Source organism: Streptomyces sp. NPDC098789 (assembly GCF_044759975.1).
Classification (GTDB): Bacteria; Actinomycetota; Actinomycetes; order Streptomycetales; family Streptomycetaceae; genus Streptomyces.
This window is the reverse complement of record NZ_JBIWAJ010000028.1, coordinates 25,714-41,285: the sequence shown is the minus strand read 5'-3', so window position 1 is coordinate 41,285 and position 15,572 is coordinate 25,714. Positions and strand designations below refer to the sequence as shown.

The 15,572-nt window shown below is 72.2% G+C and carries 12 protein-coding genes; 8 read left to right on the top strand and 4 right to left on the bottom strand.

The window, feature by feature from the left end; genetic code table 11:
• The first annotated feature begins 238 nt into the window (after positions 1-238).
• Both ACIQWR_RS37265 and kdpB read left to right on the top strand, forming a co-directional pair.
• The gene (locus ACIQWR_RS37265) at positions 239-2,233 is read left to right on the top strand and encodes an APC family permease (RefSeq protein ID WP_404019241.1); all 1,995 of its coding nucleotides are present in this window, start codon (positions 239-241) and stop codon (positions 2,231-2,233) included.
• Positions 2,234-2,291: 58 nt separating this feature from the next.
• Entirely contained in the window at positions 2,292-4,490 is a 2,199-nt protein-coding gene (kdpB, locus tag ACIQWR_RS37260) for a potassium-transporting ATPase subunit KdpB (protein WP_404019239.1), read from the top strand.
• 43 nt (positions 4,491-4,533) lie between these two features.
• Here kdpB and ACIQWR_RS37255 read toward each other — a convergent pair whose 3' ends face one another.
• Positions 4,534-5,094: a hypothetical protein gene (locus tag ACIQWR_RS37255; RefSeq protein ID WP_404019238.1), complete on the bottom strand. Its 561-nt coding sequence runs from the start codon at positions 5,092-5,094 to the stop codon at positions 4,534-4,536.
• Positions 5,095-5,367: 273 nt separating this feature from the next.
• Here ACIQWR_RS37255 and ACIQWR_RS37250 point away from each other — a divergent pair, with 273 nt between their 5' ends.
• Positions 5,368-6,063 carry a response regulator gene (locus ACIQWR_RS37250; RefSeq protein ID WP_404019361.1) on the top strand — a complete coding sequence of 232 codons (696 nt, stop codon included), beginning with the start codon at positions 5,368-5,370 and terminating at the stop codon, positions 6,061-6,063.
• 163 nt (positions 6,064-6,226) lie between these two features.
• Entirely contained in the window at positions 6,227-7,873 is a 1,647-nt protein-coding gene (locus tag ACIQWR_RS37245) for a hypothetical protein (protein WP_404019236.1), read from the top strand.
• An 89-nt stretch (positions 7,874-7,962) separates the two neighbouring features.
• Here the strand turns inward: ACIQWR_RS37245 and ACIQWR_RS37240 are convergent, their stop codons facing one another.
• Positions 7,963-8,844 carry a GNAT family N-acetyltransferase gene (locus ACIQWR_RS37240; RefSeq protein ID WP_404019233.1) on the bottom strand — a complete coding sequence of 294 codons (882 nt, stop codon included), beginning with the start codon at positions 8,842-8,844 and terminating at the stop codon, positions 7,963-7,965.
• Between the two features lie 198 nt (positions 8,845-9,042).
• Between ACIQWR_RS37240 and ACIQWR_RS37235 the strand changes: the two genes are divergently transcribed.
• Positions 9,043-9,477, top strand: coding sequence for a hypothetical protein (locus ACIQWR_RS37235; RefSeq protein ID WP_404019230.1), 435 nt, complete (start codon positions 9,043-9,045; stop codon positions 9,475-9,477).
• Positions 9,478-9,494: 17 nt separating this feature from the next.
• On the opposite strand, the gene ACIQWR_RS37230 is transcribed toward ACIQWR_RS37235, so the two are convergent.
• Complete coding sequence (locus ACIQWR_RS37230; RefSeq protein WP_404019227.1) at positions 9,495-10,748, bottom strand: serine hydrolase domain-containing protein; 1,254 nt, start codon at positions 10,746-10,748, stop codon at positions 9,495-9,497.
• A gap of 178 nt (positions 10,749-10,926) precedes the next feature.
• Between ACIQWR_RS37230 and ACIQWR_RS37225 the strand changes: the two genes are divergently transcribed.
• A complete protein-coding gene (locus ACIQWR_RS37225) occupies positions 10,927-11,727 on the top strand; it encodes a MerR family transcriptional regulator (RefSeq protein ID WP_404019222.1) in 801 nt (266 codons plus the stop codon).
• A 24-nt stretch (positions 11,728-11,751) separates the two neighbouring features.
• Here the strand turns inward: ACIQWR_RS37225 and ACIQWR_RS37220 are convergent, their stop codons facing one another.
• Entirely contained in the window at positions 11,752-13,347 is a 1,596-nt protein-coding gene (locus ACIQWR_RS37220) for an alpha/beta hydrolase family protein (protein WP_404019219.1), read from the bottom strand.
• A 299-nt stretch (positions 13,348-13,646) separates the two neighbouring features.
• On the opposite strand from ACIQWR_RS37220, the gene ACIQWR_RS37215 reads away from it, so the two are divergent.
• Both ACIQWR_RS37215 and ACIQWR_RS37210 read left to right on the top strand, forming a co-directional pair.
• Positions 13,647-14,870 carry a sensor histidine kinase gene (locus ACIQWR_RS37215; protein ID WP_404019217.1) on the top strand — a complete coding sequence of 408 codons (1,224 nt, stop codon included), beginning with the start codon at positions 13,647-13,649 and terminating at the stop codon, positions 14,868-14,870.
• Complete coding sequence (locus tag ACIQWR_RS37210) at positions 14,867-15,529, top strand: response regulator (RefSeq protein WP_404019214.1); 663 nt, start codon at positions 14,867-14,869, stop codon at positions 15,527-15,529. Before ACIQWR_RS37215 ends, ACIQWR_RS37210 begins: the two co-directional genes overlap by 4 nt.
• The last annotated feature ends 43 nt before the right edge of the window (positions 15,530-15,572 follow it).

Below are 15,572 nucleotides of genomic sequence, written 5' to 3'. Positions count from 1 at the left end.
GGGGTCACGCCCTCGCCGGGTAGAAATTCACCGGCCCGCGCGCGGCCCCGGCCGGTCTCCGCATTCCATGATCCGACCGGCGCGGCGGAGCCGCGGACCGTCGCCGTGTGCGAGCCGAGGCATATGGATCGCGTGAAGAGCGGCGGGGCCGCCGTATGGATCATGCCAAGAGTGCTGCCGGCCACCCCGTACGCCTTCGACGCTGTCCTGACTTTGCTCATTCGGAGGGACTGGCGACATGGCCATGCAGGTAGGAAAGACGACCGGGGCGGTGCGGGGGCCGAGCCAGGAGGAGCCCCCGGACACCGGCTGGACCGCGACCGGGACCGGAAGCGAGGCCGTGACCGGGACGGGTGCTGGGACCGGGACGGGGGCCGAGACCGTGACCCCACCGGTGGGGGCGGCGGCTGCGGACCGGCACCGGCTGACCGCCGTCCAAGGCCTCGCCGCGCTGTCGCTCGACGCGATGGCGTCCGTCGCGTACGGGCCGGAGTCGATCGTCCTCGTCCTGGCCGCCGCCGGCGCCCACGGCTTGGGGTTCACCCTCCCCGTGACCCTGGCGATCGCCGCGCTCCTGGCCGTGCTGGTGGCCTCGTACCGCCAGGTGATCGCCGCGTTCCCGGACGGCGGCGGTGCCTACGCGGTCGCCAAGCGCCACCTGGGACGGCGTACGAGCCTGGTCGCCGCCGCCTCGCTGATCCTCGACTACGTCCTGAACGTCGCGGTGTCCGTCACCGCCGGCGTCGCCGCCCTGACCTCGGCATTCCCGGGCCTCCACGACCAGCGGGTGGGGATCTGCCTCGCCGTCCTGGTCCTGGTCACCGCCGTGAACCTGCGCGGGATCGTCGACTCGGCCAAGGCGTTCCTCGTCCCCACCGCGCTCTTCGTCGGGTCGATCCTCGCGATGATCGTCGTCGGCCTCCTGCGCGACGGACCGGTCAGCACCGCCTCCGCCGCCGGACACGCCTCCGCACTCGGTGAGGGAGCCACCACCGTCGGCGCGCTCCTGCTGCTCAAGGCGTTCGCCGCCGGTTGCTCGGCCCTCACCGGAGTCGAGGCCGTCGCCAACGCCGTACCTTCCTTCCGCGCGCCGGCCGCCCGCCGGGCCCAGCGCACCGAGGTCGCCCTCGGCGCGCTCCTCGGCGTCATGCTGATCGGACTGTCGATCCTCATCGGCCGCTTCCACCTCCAGCCCGTCGAGGGCGTCACCGTCCTCGCCCAGCTCGCGGACGCCTCCTTCGGCCACAACGCGGCCTTCTACGTCGTCCAGTTCGCGACCGTGGTGCTGCTCGCGCTGGCCGCGAACACCTCCTTCGGCGGCCTGCCCGTGCTGATGAGCCTGCTGGCCCGCGACCACCACGTACCGCACCTCTTCGCCCTGAAGGGCGACCGTCAGGTGCACCGCCACGGCGTCCTCGTGCTGGCCGTCGTATCCGCCGCGCTCCTCGTCCTCTCCGGCGGCGACACCAACACCCTCGTCCCGCTCTTCGCCATCGGGGTCTTCGTCGGCTTCACGATCTGCCAGGTCGGGATGGTCCGGCACTGGCACGCGGAGCGCCCGAAGGGCTGGCGGGCCAAGGCAGCGCTGAACGGCTTGGGCGCCCTGCTGACCGGTGTCGGAGCGGTGGTCGTCACCGCCACCAAGTTCACCGAGGGCGCCTGGATGATCGTCCTCGCCCTGCCGCTGATCGTCCTGGGCTTCGAGAAGGTCCACCGGGCGTACGGCGAGATCGGTGAACGCCTCGAACTCGGCCGGGTACCCGGGCCGCCGCACCGGGCGCGTTCGGTGGTCGTCGTCCCCGTCTCGGGGCTGTCCCGGCTGACCTGCCAGGCCCTCACCGCCGCCCGTTCCCTCGGCGACGAGGTCCTCGCGGTCACCGTCACCCACCCCGCGTCGGAGGACCGGCGGTCGGCGGAAGCACTGCGCCGGGACTGGGAGTTGTGGAGCCCCGGCGTGGAGCTCGTCGAACTCGCCCCCGACAAGAGCGCGGTGGGACGCCCGGTGTCGGCGTACGTGCGCGAGCTGGCCCGTAACCATCCGGACGCGCAGGTCACCGTACTCATCCCGGAGGCCGAACCCACCCGCCTGTGGCAGCGGATGCTCCACAACCAGCGTGGCTCCGTGATCGCCCACGCCGTGCGCCGCGACACCGACGCGGTGATCTGCCGCCTGCGCTTCCGCGTCGGAGCGCGGACCGAACGGACCGAACGGACCGAACGCACGGAGCCCTGACACCGTCCTGACGCCGTCCCGCCCGGGCCGATCCGACACCGCACCAGAAGGTCTCGCCATGCCTCCCGCCGACACCCGGCAGGTACCTCCCTTTCCGCCCTCGCCCTCGTCCCGGTCCGCGTCCGTGCCCTCTTCCCCCTCCTCGCGTCCGTCGCGGGCGCGGGGCGACCGGTCGTCGCCCGGAAGGCGCCCGCCCCGACCTCCGCTGCTGGAGTCGGTACGGCCGGCGGCCTCCTTCCGCGAGGCCGTGCGCAAGCTCCACCCCCGCGAACTGGTCCGCAAACCGGTGCTGTTCGTCGTGGCCGTCGGATCGGCGCTCACCACGCTGTCGGCGCTCGTCCACCCGTCCGTCTTCACCTGGGTGATCAGCGTCTGGCTCTGGCTGACGGTGGTCTTCGCCAACTTCGCCGAGGCCGTCGCCGAGGGGCGCGGCCGGGCCCAGGCGGAGTCGTTGCGCAAGGCGCGCACGGACACCGTCGCGCTCCGGCTGCGGCACTGGACGTACGGCGCGAACCCGCGGCAGGCGGAGACGGAGGCCGTCGCCCCGGGCGAACTACAGCCCCTGGACGTCGTGTTGGTCAAGGCGGGCGAGTTGATCCCGGCGGACGGCGACGTCATCGACGGCGCCGCGGCCGTCGACGAATCCGCGGTCACCGGGGAATCGGCCGCGGTGATCCGAGAGGCCGGCGGCGACCGCAGCGCGGTCACGGGCGGTACCACCGTCCTCTCCGACTCGATCGTCGTGCGCGTCACCTCGCGCCCGGGGCAGAGCTTCATGGACCGGATGATCGCCCTGGTGGAGGGCGCGTCCCGGCAGAAGACATCGAACGAGATCGCGCTCAACATCCTGCTCGCCGCGCTCACGGTCGTCTTCGTCCTGGTCGTCGTCTCGCTCCAGCCCATGGCCGCGTACGCGGGCGCCGCCCAGACCACCACCGTCCTCGTGGCCCTCCTCGTCACGCTCATCCCGACCACCATCGGGGCCCTGCTCTCCGCGATCGGCATCGCGGGCATGGACCGGCTGGTCCAGCGCAACGTCGTCGCGCTGAGCGGGCGCGCCGTCGAGGCGGCCGGCGACGTGAACACCCTCCTCCTCGACAAGACCGGCACCATCACCCTCGGCAACCGCGAGGCCGTCGCCTTCGTCCCGCTGCCCGGCATCGACCACGTACAGCTGGTGGACGCCGCGCAGTTGGCGTCCCTCGCGGACGAGACCCCCGAGGGCAGGTCCGTCGTCGACCTGGCCCTGGAACAGGGGAGGCGGGCGGTCGCCGCGGGGGACCTCAGCAACCCGCGCTTCCAGGCGTTCAGCGCCCGTACGCGCATGAGCGGGATCAATCTGAGCTGGGACGACGGAGCCGGCTGCGCGATCCGCAAGGGCGCGGCGGCCCAGGTGGCCGAGTGGGTCACGCTGCGCGGCGGGACCGTACCGGCAGAGGCCATGGAGTGGTCCGACCAGGTCGCGCCCTCCGGAGGAACCCCCCTCCTGGTGGCCGTCCACGACTGGGACGGGCCCCGGGTGCTCGGGATCGTCCACCTCAAGGACGTGGTCAAGGAGGGCATCCGGGAGCGCTTCGCGGAGCTGCGCGGCATGGGGATCCGTACGGTCATGGTGACCGGCGACAACCCGCTGACGGCCCGGGCGATCGCGCGGGAAGCCGGGGTCGACGAGTACCTCGCCGAGGCCGCGCCCGAGGACAAGCTCGCCCTCATCAAGCGGGAGCAGGAGGGCGGCAGGCTCGTCGCGATGACGGGAGACGGGACGAACGACGCCCCCGCGCTCGCGCAGGCCGACGTCGGCGTGGCCATGAACAGCGGAACCTCGGCCGCCAAGCAGGCCGGGAACATGGTGGACCTGGACTCCGACCCCACCAAGCTCATCGAGATCGTCGAGATCGGCAAGCAACTCCTCATCACCCGAGGAGCACTGACCACCTTCTCGATCACGAACGACGTCGCCAAGTACTTCGCGATCATCCCCGCGATGTTCACCGCGGCCTACCCGGGGCTCGCAGCCCTGAACGTGATGGGCCTGCACAGCCCGCGGTCCGCCATCACCTCGGCGATCATCTTCAACGCCCTGATCATCATCGCACTGATCCCGCTCGCCCTGCGCGGCGTCCGTTACGCGCCGGCCTCCGCGCACGACCTGCTGCGCCGCAATCTCGCGGTCTACGGTCTCGGCGGCCTCGTGCTGCCCTTCGTCGGCATCAAGCTCATCGATCTGCTGGTGTCCACGATCCCGGGGATCGGATGACACCGGGCGGTCGGCACGGGCGCCATGCGTGTCACGGAGGGTGTCAGCGCAGGCCGGAGACCTGGAAGACCGTGCGGGCCGTCTCGCGGTCGACGTGCTCCGCCAGCTGTCGCAGGGCGCAAGCGCCGGACCGGAGGGTGCCGCGGCGCAGGGACGTGCGGGTGTCGGTGTCGAGGCGCCGCCACATCGTGGGATTGCGGACGAGGACGGTCGGGTCGATCTCGACCCGGTTGCCCTCCGTGTCCCGCAGCACCACGCGCGGAGCCACTCCGTCGGGCAGTGCGAAAGAGACGAGGGAGTCGGTGCGCACGCTGTGCTCCACCAGCAGCCCGCGGGAGCTCAGCAGGCCCAGGCGCACGGAGACCCGGGCCGGCAGCAGCATCACGAAGAGGAGCACGGCCAGGCCGGTCCACAGGGAGCCCCGCACCAGGTCGAGCCGGCCGGAGCCCGCGTCCATGGTGAGCAGGGCGACGAGAAGGAGGAGCGCGACACCGGTCGCCGAGCGCCGCTCCCCGGCCCAGTGGATGTCCTGCGCGATCGGCGCGGTGGACCGCGTGCGTCCGGCCCGTGCACCGGATCCGGCCAGAGTGAATCGTCGTCCCATACGGGCGACGCTAGGACGGGCCGGGCGGTCGGTGCCGTCCTCTGACGCGCTCCTGACGCCGCCGCAACGCGATCTTGACGCCGCGCCCTCGGGCCGTCAGAAGGGCGTCAACGTCGCGCAGGTCGCCGTATGGACGTCGTCAAGGGCGGTGGATCCGGCCGAAAAGCGATGTTTGCTGCGGTGGGTAGCTCCGTAGGAAAGCCGTCCGCGGATCAAAAGAAGACAGACAGACAGGCAGACAGACAGGCAGACAGACAGGAAGGCGGCATGCCGGTGACTCGGGTGCTGGTGGTGGACGACGAACCGCAACTGGTGCGTTCGCTGGTCATCAATCTGAAGGCGCGCAAGTACGAGGTGGACTCCGCGCAGGACGGAGCTCGGGCCCTGCTGGCCGCTGCGGCCGGGCGGCCGGACGTCGTCCTGCTCGACCTCGGGCTGCCGGACATGGACGGCATCGAGGTGATCAGACAGATCCGTGCGTGGTCCCGCGTGCCCATCGTGGTGCTCTCCGCCCGCCACGGCTCCGGCGAGAAGGTCGAAGCCCTCGACGCGGGCGCCGACGACTACGTCACCAAGCCGTTCGGCATGGACGAACTACTGGCCCGACTGGCGGCCGCCACCCGCCGAACGCGCGCGCAGGGCGGGACCTCCGATGATCAAGTCGTGGTCACGACGCGGGAGTTCACCATCGACCTGCTCGCGAAGAGGGCTCGGCGAGGGGGAGCGGACATCAGACTGACCCCCACGGAGTGGCACATCCTGGAGGTCCTGATCCGCAACCGCGGCCGCCTCGTCAGCCAGCGGCACCTGCTCCAGGAGGTCTGGGGCTCCGCCTACGGCACGCAGACCAACTACCTCCGGGTGTACATGGCCCACCTCAGACGGAAGTTGGAGGCGGACCCGTCGCACCCGCGCCACCTCATCACCGCCCCCGGCATGGGGTACCGCTTCGAGCTGCCGGAAGCATGAGCCGCGCTCGCAGAAAGTGGGAGATTCCCGATTCGGCCAGCGAACCTCTGTTTCGCGCCGGTTGGGGCCGATCCGGGTATCGGGTGGACCGGCGGGTGGTGTGCTGGAGGGGCTGGCCCGTCGGGGGCGAGCGTCGGAGAGCGTCACCAGGGGGTCTTCAGCGATGGCTTCTCTGCACTACGACATACTCACCGATCCGGCTCCGCTCCAGGTGCCTGTCGCGGGCGAGGAACGCCGTGGATCGGTCTACATCGTCGTCTCCAATCCGACCCTGGACGAGGTGATCTGGTACTCCATCGAGGTACGGGTGCCCTGTGGCCAGGGGGACGGCGACCTGACGGCGCACCCGAAGACGATCACCGCCCGGGTGGAGCGGAACACCGGGACGAAGCAGGGGGAGGAGCCGATCGTCGCCTGGGACGACACCACGGGCGTCCTCACCGTGACCGCCCGGCCGAACACGCTCTTCCAGGAGGCCGGTTCGATGGCGCTGGTCCTGGACGGCTTCCCCGTCTCCGCCGCATCGGGGCTGGTGCTGCTGCGCGTGACGGAGCGGGCCGCGAACGGCGCCTTCGTACGCAGGACCCCCGTGACCTTGAGCCTGCTGAAGCAGCTGCCCAAGGTTCCGCGCAACTTCCGTGCGCAGCAATCCCTGGTGGCCGGCGGTCAGGACGTCGTCCTGCGGTGGGACGGGCCCGACACCCTCGTCTACCGGATCCAGGGCCCGGACGGCTCCCCGGAGGCGGTGGCGCCCTCGCAGGGCGCGACGGGCTGGCAGTGGTCGCCGGCCCCGGGCCGGGAGCCGAAGCGGGATGCCACGTACACCCTGATCGCGACGTCCCCGGGCGGGGAGCAGCCCGGCTACTTCCTCACCACCACGGTCCACCTGCGCAGCCCCGAGTTCGAGGGCGTCACGGCGACGGCCGGGATCCACAGCCCGTGGGTCGAGGGCACGGCGGACCGTGGCCGGATCGTCTTCACCCCGCAGGGGGCGTGGATCCGCGACGCCGCCGACGACCCCGGTGAGCTCTCCGCCGCGAGGGCCGATGTCGAGACCGTGACCGCGGAGCGGGTCCGGGGGCGCGGGGGCGACGCCGGGTGGATCCGCTTCCCGTCCGACGGAATCAGGGTCGGCCGCGGCAGTGGCGGCGATCTGGGCACCGTGACGGCCGACAAGATCAGCGTGAACGGGATCAACACCCAGTGGGTGGGGGACCGGGACGCGGGCAAGGGATGGGTCGAGTTCCCACCGTCGGGGGTGAACGTCCGCAAGGACGGGAAGCAGGACTGGGGAACCGTCGCCGCCGACCTCGCGGACCTGAACGGCATCAACACCACGTGGGTGCAGGGCCGCACGGCGGCCGACGGGTGGATCGAGTTCCCGCCTGCCGGGCTGAACGTCTTCCAAGGATCCGGTAGCCGCCAGTGGGGGACCGTCGCGGCCGACAAGGCGGACCTGAACGACCTGGCGACCGACCGCGCCCAGGTCAAGGAACGCCTCACCCTCCAGGGCGGGCTGAGCGTCGACAACGTGCTGGAGACGCAGGACGGCCCGCCGCGGCTGATCGTCCACGGGCGCCTGGACGCCGAGGGCGAGGTGAAGGCCGACGGGACGGTCACGGTCGCCGCGGACCTCACCGCCCTCGGCATGCTGCGCGTCCAGGGCGAATCGCGCCTGCAGGGGAAGGTGAACGCCGGCGGGCACCTGTCGGTCCGTAGCGGGGGCGCCTGGATCATGCACACGAACGACGGAAAGGTGGCGATCAACGGCGACCTGCGCGTCCACGGGGCGTTCCGCTCCGATTCCTGATCGGGGCGGGCGGGCGGGCGGCTGCGCTGGGCGGGTCGGTCGGGCGGGCCGGTCCATGTGATGTCCAGGTGCGGCCCGCCCGACACCGCCTAGAGGTCGAGTTGGTACTGGTGCGTCGTGTGCGTGGGCGTGTAGCCCAGGCCGTCGTTGATCTGCCTCATGGACTCGTTGCTGTCGGCGGTGTCGGTCAGGAGACCACCGAGGCGTGGATGGCGCTCATGGGCGTGTCGGATCGACTCGGCCTTCATCCATCGGCCGAGGCCGTGTCCACGGTGCTCGGGCAGCACGCCCGTGCCGTAGTGCTGGCCGTCACCTCTGCCGTCGCCGGGGACGACCAGTTCGGTGAACCCGGCGATCGAGCCGTCGGAGGCGTCGACGGCGACGACGGTGTGCAGGTGGTCACCCCGCTGTTCGACAGCCTTCGCCGCGGCGCGGACGCTGTCCACGTCCCAGCTCACCGTGCCGTAGTCGGTGTCGTCCATGGGCATGTCGTCCATGGCGCGACGCGAGGCGGCGAACGTCTCGGCGAGGCCGTCGGGCACGGTTCCGTGCCATGACACCAGCCGGTAGCCGGGATGCGGACGCTCGATGATGCGGGCGAGGGCGGTGGTGTCCGCGTCGGCCAGCGGCAAGCGGGTGTACCTCATGGTGAGGACCTTCCTGAAACCGCGCGACGGCAGGAAGTGGTCGCCCGGCGATCCGGCCTCGGCCTGCGCGATGACGCAGCGGCGGGCATCGGTTCGGGCAGCGGCGACGGCGGCGTCCAGGAGCTGCGAGCCGACGTGCCGGCGTCGCTCCGCCGGATGGACCTGGAGGGTCAGTTCGGCCAGGTGCTCCTGTCCGGGACTGTTGAACAGGCGCAGAAAGGCGCTTCCGACGGGGTTGGAATCGGCGTCGGACGCCAGCCAGGCGAGACGGCGGCTGTTCGCGCCGTGAGCGGGATCGGTCAGTGGGGTGATGCGAGACGACAAGGTGTCTCCGTCGTGAGGAAGGGGCAAAGGTCAGTACGCGGGCTCAACTGCTGGGCACTCCTGCGCATGTGCTCCACACCTCCTCGTCGACAGCGCCGCTTCCGAAGGACATCGGCCGGCTGGGAGAACCTAGCCGGCCCGTCGGCTCTTCGGCAAAGGGGTAACGAAGGATCGGTGCGAGCTGGGACAATGGAGACCATGCAGATGGTCTCCTTCGCGGCGTGGCGGGACGGCGGCGCCCCGTATCCGGGCCGCGGCCCGGCCGGGCGCCGCTACGTCACCCTGGCCGAGCTGCTGGTCCGCCTGGGGAGCTACGGGCTCGGGCTGAGGTGGAAGGCCCGGATGGTGGACGAGCAGCCGCACCCGGCCTTCGCCCGGATGGTGGAGGCGTCGGCGGACACGGACACCGGGATCCCCACCCTGGAGCTGCTGGCCATGGAGGCGCCGCACCTACAGGCCGTCGACGGCGACTTCGAGGGGTATGCGGGTGGGGAACTCGTGCTGACCTTCAGGGAGTTCGACAGCTCCAGCTGGGACGTCCGCACGGCCGACGCGTGGGTGCTGGGCGAGATCCAGCGGTACTACCCGGACGCCAGGCCCATGACCGCGGACGAATGGGACGGTACGAACTGATCCCGGGGGCGGCGGTGTCAGGCGACGGCCTGGTGGAGAGTGGTCCAGAAGTCGTTCATGACGCGCGGTGAATCCGGGGTGGACAGCCCGACCTGGGTGAGCAGGACGCCGGTGATCCCGTGGGTCCTGTCCGCGTGGGCGGCGGTGCCCGTACCGCCGAACCAGCCGAACTGGCCGACGGGCGCGTAGTCGTCGCGTCGGGTGCGCACCGCCATCCCGAAGCCCCAGCCCCCGGCCGAGCCCTGGCCGCAGGACAGGTGAGCGACGTTGCCGAACATGCCCTCCCGGGCAGCTAGTTGATGGGGCGAGAGGCGGTTGGTGGTCATCAGCTCCACGGCGGCCCGGGACAGGATCCGTTCGCTGCCGTGCATCCCGTGGTCGAGGAGCATCCGGAAGTAGGCGTGGTAGTCGTCGGCGGTGGAGACCAACCCGCCGCCCGCGCCCTGGAACGCGGGCGGCGTGCTGGACCGTCCCCCCACCGCCTCGTCCCACACGGTGAACTCGCCGGTCTGCGGATCGGGCCCGTACAGGGGCGGCAGCCGGTCGATCTTGTCGGCGGGCACGTGGAAGCCGGTGTCCGCCATACCCAGCGGATCGAGGACGCGTTCGCGCAGGAACGCCTCCAACGACCGTCCCGCGACCCGGGAGACGAGCACGCCGACCACCTCGTTGCTCAGGTCGTACTGCCAGCGCACACCGGGCTGGTACTGCAGCGGCAGTTCGCCGAGGCGCCGCATCCACTCGTCCGGCCCGGGCGCCGGCCCGGAGGCCACGCTGTAGTCGAGGCGCTCGAAGGTCGCCGCCCGGATCGGCGAGGCCATCGACTCGAAGTCCACACCGAGCCCGAACGTCGAGGACAGCAGGTCCCGCACGGTGATCGGCCGCCGCGCCGGCACGGTGTCGTCCAGCGGTCCGTCGGGCCGCCTGAGCACCTGCCGATCGGCGAGCTCCGGCAACCACGGGTCCACCGGATCGTCCAGCCGCAGCCGGCACTCGTCGAGCAACACCATCGCCGCGGCCATCGTGACCGGTTTGGACGTGGACGCCATCCGGAAGATCGTGTCCCGGCGCATCGGCGCGCCACCGTCATGACGCATCGTCCCGATCGCTTCGACGTGCGTCCGGCCGCCGCGGCCGACCAGGGCGACGAGTCCCGGAATTCGCTGGGACTCGACGTGCCGTGCCAGCACTTCGCGCAGTCGGCGCAGCCCGTCCTCCGTGAAGCCGCTGTCGCTGGGGGTGCTTGTCTTGCTGTTGTCGCCCGATCCCATGATGGGTCTCCTCTGGGTGGTGTGTGGTCTGTGGTGTGCGGGTGTGCCGTACCGGTTCGGGTGGCGGCCGCCTACGGAGAAACCTGCACCCTTGACCCAAGGTCAAGGTCAACCCCGGAACTGCGGCGCGCGTTATGCTCGCCGGCGACGGCAGTGCCCGGTGGGCCGGCGGCCGTCCATGATCTGGAGGGACGCCGAACCGATGGCGGACGGGCTCACGATCGGCCAGGCGGCCTCGTACGTCGGTGTCACGATCAAGACCGTGCGCCACTATCACCGGCTGGGCCTGGTCGCCGAGCCGGAGCGCGACGTCTCCGGCTACCGCCGTTACCGATCGGGCGAGTTGTTCCGGCTGGTCCAGGTCCGGACCCTGGCCGCGGCCGGCGTGCCGCTGGCCGAGATCGCCGACCTGCTCGACGCCGACCCCGAGGCGTTCGCGGCCACCTTGGGCGACGTCCACCGCCGGCTCACCGAACGGATCGACGAGCTGACCGCGCGCCGCGACCGGCTGCACCGCCTCGACCACGGGGACCGGGCCCTGCTGCCCGACCGGGCCTGCGCGGTCCTGGATCGGCTCGCCGCACTCGGCTTCGGCCCCGACTACGTGTCCGGGCAACGGGAGGCCCTCGTGCTGGCCCGGGCACTGGTACCGGAGATCTTCGACAACTTCCTCACCCGGCTGGAACGTTCGCTCGATGATCCCGCGTCCGTCGAGCTGACCAAGCGCGGCCTGGACGCCCGGTCCTGGGACCCGGACGACCCGCGGATCGCCGAGCTTGCGTCCGAACTGGCCGACGAACTGCTCGCCGACCGCGCACTGCTGGCGATGCCGACCGGGTTCCGGGACCACCCCGAGACCGCCTCCCGGTACGGGATGGTCAACCACCACCGGGAAGACGGATCACGGTCCATCGCCAGGTTGAACGCGCTGGTCGAGGCGAAGCTGCGCGCGGCGGGCATCGCCGTTCCACGTCAGTGACGGCCGCTGCCGGGGCGCGACCGATCAGCGGCCGTCGTCCGGTGCGTACACGCTGAGCTCGCCGTACGCCGACAGGGTGCCGACCAGGTCACCGGGCTCGCGCCGCAAGGTCGCGTCCAGGAAGGCGAGCGTGGTGGCGGCGACGACCCGGGGGCTCCGGGTACGGCCCAAGGATCCGACGACGGAGGGCACGGGCGGCAGGTACAGGGGGCCGTCCATGAAGGTGAGGTGCGCGGCGCCGGGGACGGTGAGCCGGTAGCTCGTCGCGGTGCCCCGCCTCAGTGCTTCCGTGAGGCGGGGGAGGTAACGCGGGTCGGTCCCCGGGGTGATGGCCTGGGTGAGCGCGAGCGTCGGCTGGGCGAGGACGGGCGAGTCGGGGCCGTGCGGGTAGCCGTCGAGATCGATGACGGCGTCGAACCGGCGGTCCTGCCGCGCCGCCTGTAGCGCGGCGGCGCCACCGAGCGAGTGGCCGGCGACCGCGACCCGACCGGTGTCCAGGCGTCCGGTCAGCGGATCCGCGCTCTCGCCCCGGTCCGGACGGTCCATCCGCTCCAACCGGGTGCGGACGAAGCCGAGGTCGGCGGCCCGCACGGCCGTCCACCGGGCGGCCAGCTCGGTGTCCTCGTCCCGGTCTCCGCTGGAGGCGGTCACGGCCTCGATCGTCCGGCCGTCGGCGAGGACGACGGCGGCGGAGTCGTAGGGGTGGTCGAGGGCGGCGACCACGTAGCCGTGGCTGGCCAGTTCCTCCGCCCAGGCGGTGTTCTGGGTACGCACGCCACCCGACCCGGGGGAGAACAGTACGACCGGGAACCGTCCGCCCCCACCGGCCACGGGGGCGTCGAAGACGGAACGGGTGCGGGCCCGCGGGACGCCGTCGATCAGGAAGTCGGGCAGGCCGACCCCGCGGGCGAGGGCGCGCGAGACGGTGCGCGCCTCGTGTTCCGTGCGTCCGAGGTACTGGGCCCGCTGCGCGCCCGCGGGGCTGTCCCGGGCGGGGTACCAGAGCTGGACCACGACGGTGCGCAGGTCGTGCGGGTCGGGGGTGAAGGTCTCGGGGCGGCTCGGGTCGGTCCATTGCACCACCCGAGTGCCCACCGCGTAGTCCCCCGACGGCTCGGGGAACACGGGGACGGGGAAGGCCCAGGCGGCCACCGGCCCCGTGGCGATGAGGCCGAGGCAGGCCGCCGATCCCGGCAACGCCAGCCACCAGCGGGCCCGCCGGGCGGGTCGGGCGGTGTGGCCGCAATGGCTGGTGTGGCGTGAATGCCTGGTGTGGCGGGTGTGGCTGATGTGGCTGTTATGGCGTTGTCGGGACAGGAGTAGCGGTCCTGTCGACCGGAGGAGGGGGGAGAGGGCGAACGGCAACGCGACGGCACCGCCCGCCAGTACCGGCACCATCTGCCAGCGGATCCCCGACGTCACGCCCAGCACGCTCGCGGCCGGCACGAGGAGCGCCCCCGCCGCGAGCGTGACGGGTGGGCGGGCGGCGGTGGGGAGCCAGCGCGCCATCACCAGCGCGGTGGCGCCCAGCAGGGCAAGGACTTCCAGGGGCGACAGGTACAGCCCCGCGACGGTCTCGTTCACCCGGCCATGCTCGGCGCCGGGCGTGCGCTGACACATCGGTCCCGGGTCGCCCCGGCAGGTGACCGGGGGCGCAAGCCGACGCGGTCCCCGTGCGACCGGAAGGGCAATCGATCGGGTCGGGTCAGCGACCTCCTTGCAACCGCAGGAGGTACCGCGACTCCTCCTGTGGTCGTAGCCCGTCGTCGCGCCGTCAGACGCTGGACTCATGTGCCGCGCGCTCCGGCCGCCTACGGTGACGGAGCCGCCGGAGCGCCGAAGTTCCGCAGGTCCGCAGGTCCGGACTTCCGCAGGTCCGGAGCGCTGGAGCGCCGCAGCTCGAATCGACGGGACGTGTGATGACCGAGGTGGTGGGGCACCGGTACCGGAGTTTGTGGCCGCCGCCGGTGGTGGGGGATGCGCTGCTGCCGGCGCTCCTCCTGCTCGACGTCGTGACCACGCGGGCGCCGCGAGAGCTGCCGCTGGCCGCGGCCCTCACGGCCGCCCTCGTGCTGCCCCTGGTGTTGCGGCGCAGGGCCCCCCTCACGGTGTTCGGCGCCGTGGCGTCCGCGGCCTTCGTCCAGTGGCTGATGGACGTCCCGCTGCCGGCGGACATCGCCCTGCTGGTGGCCCTCTACACGGTGGCCGCGCGCACGGACCGGCGCGGCACGCTGATCGCCGCCGCCGTCGCGGAGGGCGGGGCCCTGTTGGCCTGCCTGAGCTGGGCGACGGACGGCGCCTTCCTGACCCCCTTCGTCGCGGTGACCGCGATGGTCGTCGCCGCCGCGGTCCTGGGGGTGAACGTACGGACCACGCGCGCCTACCTCGCAGCGGTGGAGGAACGGGCGGCACGCCTGGAGCGGGAACGGGACCAGCGGGCGCGATTGGCCGCCGCCGAGGAGAGGGCCCGCATCACCCGGGAGATGCACGACATCGTCACCCACAACCTGTCCGTCATGGTCGCGCTCACCGACGCCGCCGTGTACGCGCAGCACCGCTCGCCCGACCGGGCCACCGCCGCGATGCACCAGGTCTCCGAGACGGGCCGGCAGGCCCTGACCGACATGCGGCGCTCGCTGGGGATCCTGCGGGCCGACGAGCCGGATGGCGAACCGGGCGCGGAGCGACACCCGTTGCCGGGCATCGGACAACTGGAAGCGCTCGCCGGCCAGATGTGCGCCGCCGGGCTACCGACCCGCGTCGAGGTCGAGGGCGACCACGGCCACGTACCGGCCACCGCACAACTCACCGTCTACCGCCTGGTGCAGGAAGCCTTGACCAACAGCCTCAAACACACACCCTCCGGCACGCACGCGAGGGTCCGGATACGGTGCTCGACCGGGGACGGAACAGGGGCCGGTACGGGCACCGGGACCGCGGTCGCAGCCGGGACCGTCACCGTGGACGTCACCGACAGCGGCCCCGGCCTGCCCGGCGCCGCCCCGGCCGGCCACGGCATCCCCGGCATGCGCGAGCGCGCGGCCGCCTACGGGGGGACGCTGGAGGTCGGACCGCTGTCGGGCGGCGGCTGGGGAGTCCGTACGTGCCTCCTCCTCGGCAGCGGCGCAGGGGCGTCCGCATGACGATCCGCATCCTGATCGCCGACGACGAAGCACTGCTGCGCATGGCGTTCGGCACGGTCCTGGAGGCCCAGCCCGACATGGCGCCGGTCGGCGAAGCCGCCGACGGGGCCCAGGCCGTACGCCTCGCCCGGGAGCTGCGCCCCGATGTCGTCCTCATGGACGTCCGGATGCCCGGGACCGACGGGATCGAGGCGACCCGGCAGGTCGTCCGGGTCTCGCCGCGGAGCAGGGTGCTGATCCTCACCACCTTCGACCTGGACGAGTACGCCTTCGCCGGGCTCAGGGCCGGCGCGTCCGGCTTCCTGCTGAAGAACACCAGGCCCGAGGAGTTGCTCGCGGCGATACGCAACGTGGCCGCGGGCGACGCGGTGGTCTCCCCGCGGATCACCCGCCGCCTGCTGGAGGACCTGCGCCCGCACATCCCCGACGGCAGCGTCGCGGAGCGCGCCCGGCGGCTGAACCGGCTCAGCGCCCGTGAACGCGAGGTGCTCGTCCAGGTCGGCGCCGGCCGGTCCAACACCGAGATCGCCGCCGCGCTCGACCTGGCGGAGGCGACCGTGAAGTCCCATCTGGGGCGCATCCTGCACAAGTTGGAACTGCGCGACCGGATCCAGGCCGTGGTCTTCGCCTACGAGAGCCGACTCATCCAACCGGCGTGACGCACCTGCCGACCGCCGCGACGACCGCTGCCCCCGGGCTGGA

What these genes read in the sequence shown, in the direction of transcription:
- ACIQWR_RS37230 (WP_404019227.1), bottom strand. Translation starts at nt 10,748, where the DNA reads ATGGGATCGGGCGACAACAGCAAGACAAGCACCCCCAGCGACAGCGGC.
- kdpB (WP_404019239.1), top strand. Translation starts at nt 2,292, where the DNA reads ATGCCTCCCGCCGACACCCGGCAGGTACCTCCCTTTCCGCCCTCGCCC.
- ACIQWR_RS37265 (WP_404019241.1), top strand. Translation starts at nt 239, where the DNA reads ATGGCCATGCAGGTAGGAAAGACGACCGGGGCGGTGCGGGGGCCGAGC.
- ACIQWR_RS37255 (WP_404019238.1), bottom strand. Translation starts at nt 5,094, where the DNA reads ATGGGACGACGATTCACTCTGGCCGGATCCGGTGCACGGGCCGGACGC.
- ACIQWR_RS37220 (WP_404019219.1), bottom strand. Translation starts at nt 13,347, where the DNA reads ATGTGTCAGCGCACGCCCGGCGCCGAGCATGGCCGGGTGAACGAGACC.
- ACIQWR_RS37225 (WP_404019222.1), top strand. Translation starts at nt 10,927, where the DNA reads ATGATCTGGAGGGACGCCGAACCGATGGCGGACGGGCTCACGATCGGC.
- ACIQWR_RS37215 (WP_404019217.1), top strand. Translation starts at nt 13,647, where the DNA reads ATGACCGAGGTGGTGGGGCACCGGTACCGGAGTTTGTGGCCGCCGCCG.
- ACIQWR_RS37245 (WP_404019236.1), top strand. Translation starts at nt 6,227, where the DNA reads ATGGCTTCTCTGCACTACGACATACTCACCGATCCGGCTCCGCTCCAG.
- ACIQWR_RS37210 (WP_404019214.1), top strand. Translation starts at nt 14,867, where the DNA reads ATGACGATCCGCATCCTGATCGCCGACGACGAAGCACTGCTGCGCATG.
- ACIQWR_RS37235 (WP_404019230.1), top strand. Translation starts at nt 9,043, where the DNA reads ATGCAGATGGTCTCCTTCGCGGCGTGGCGGGACGGCGGCGCCCCGTAT.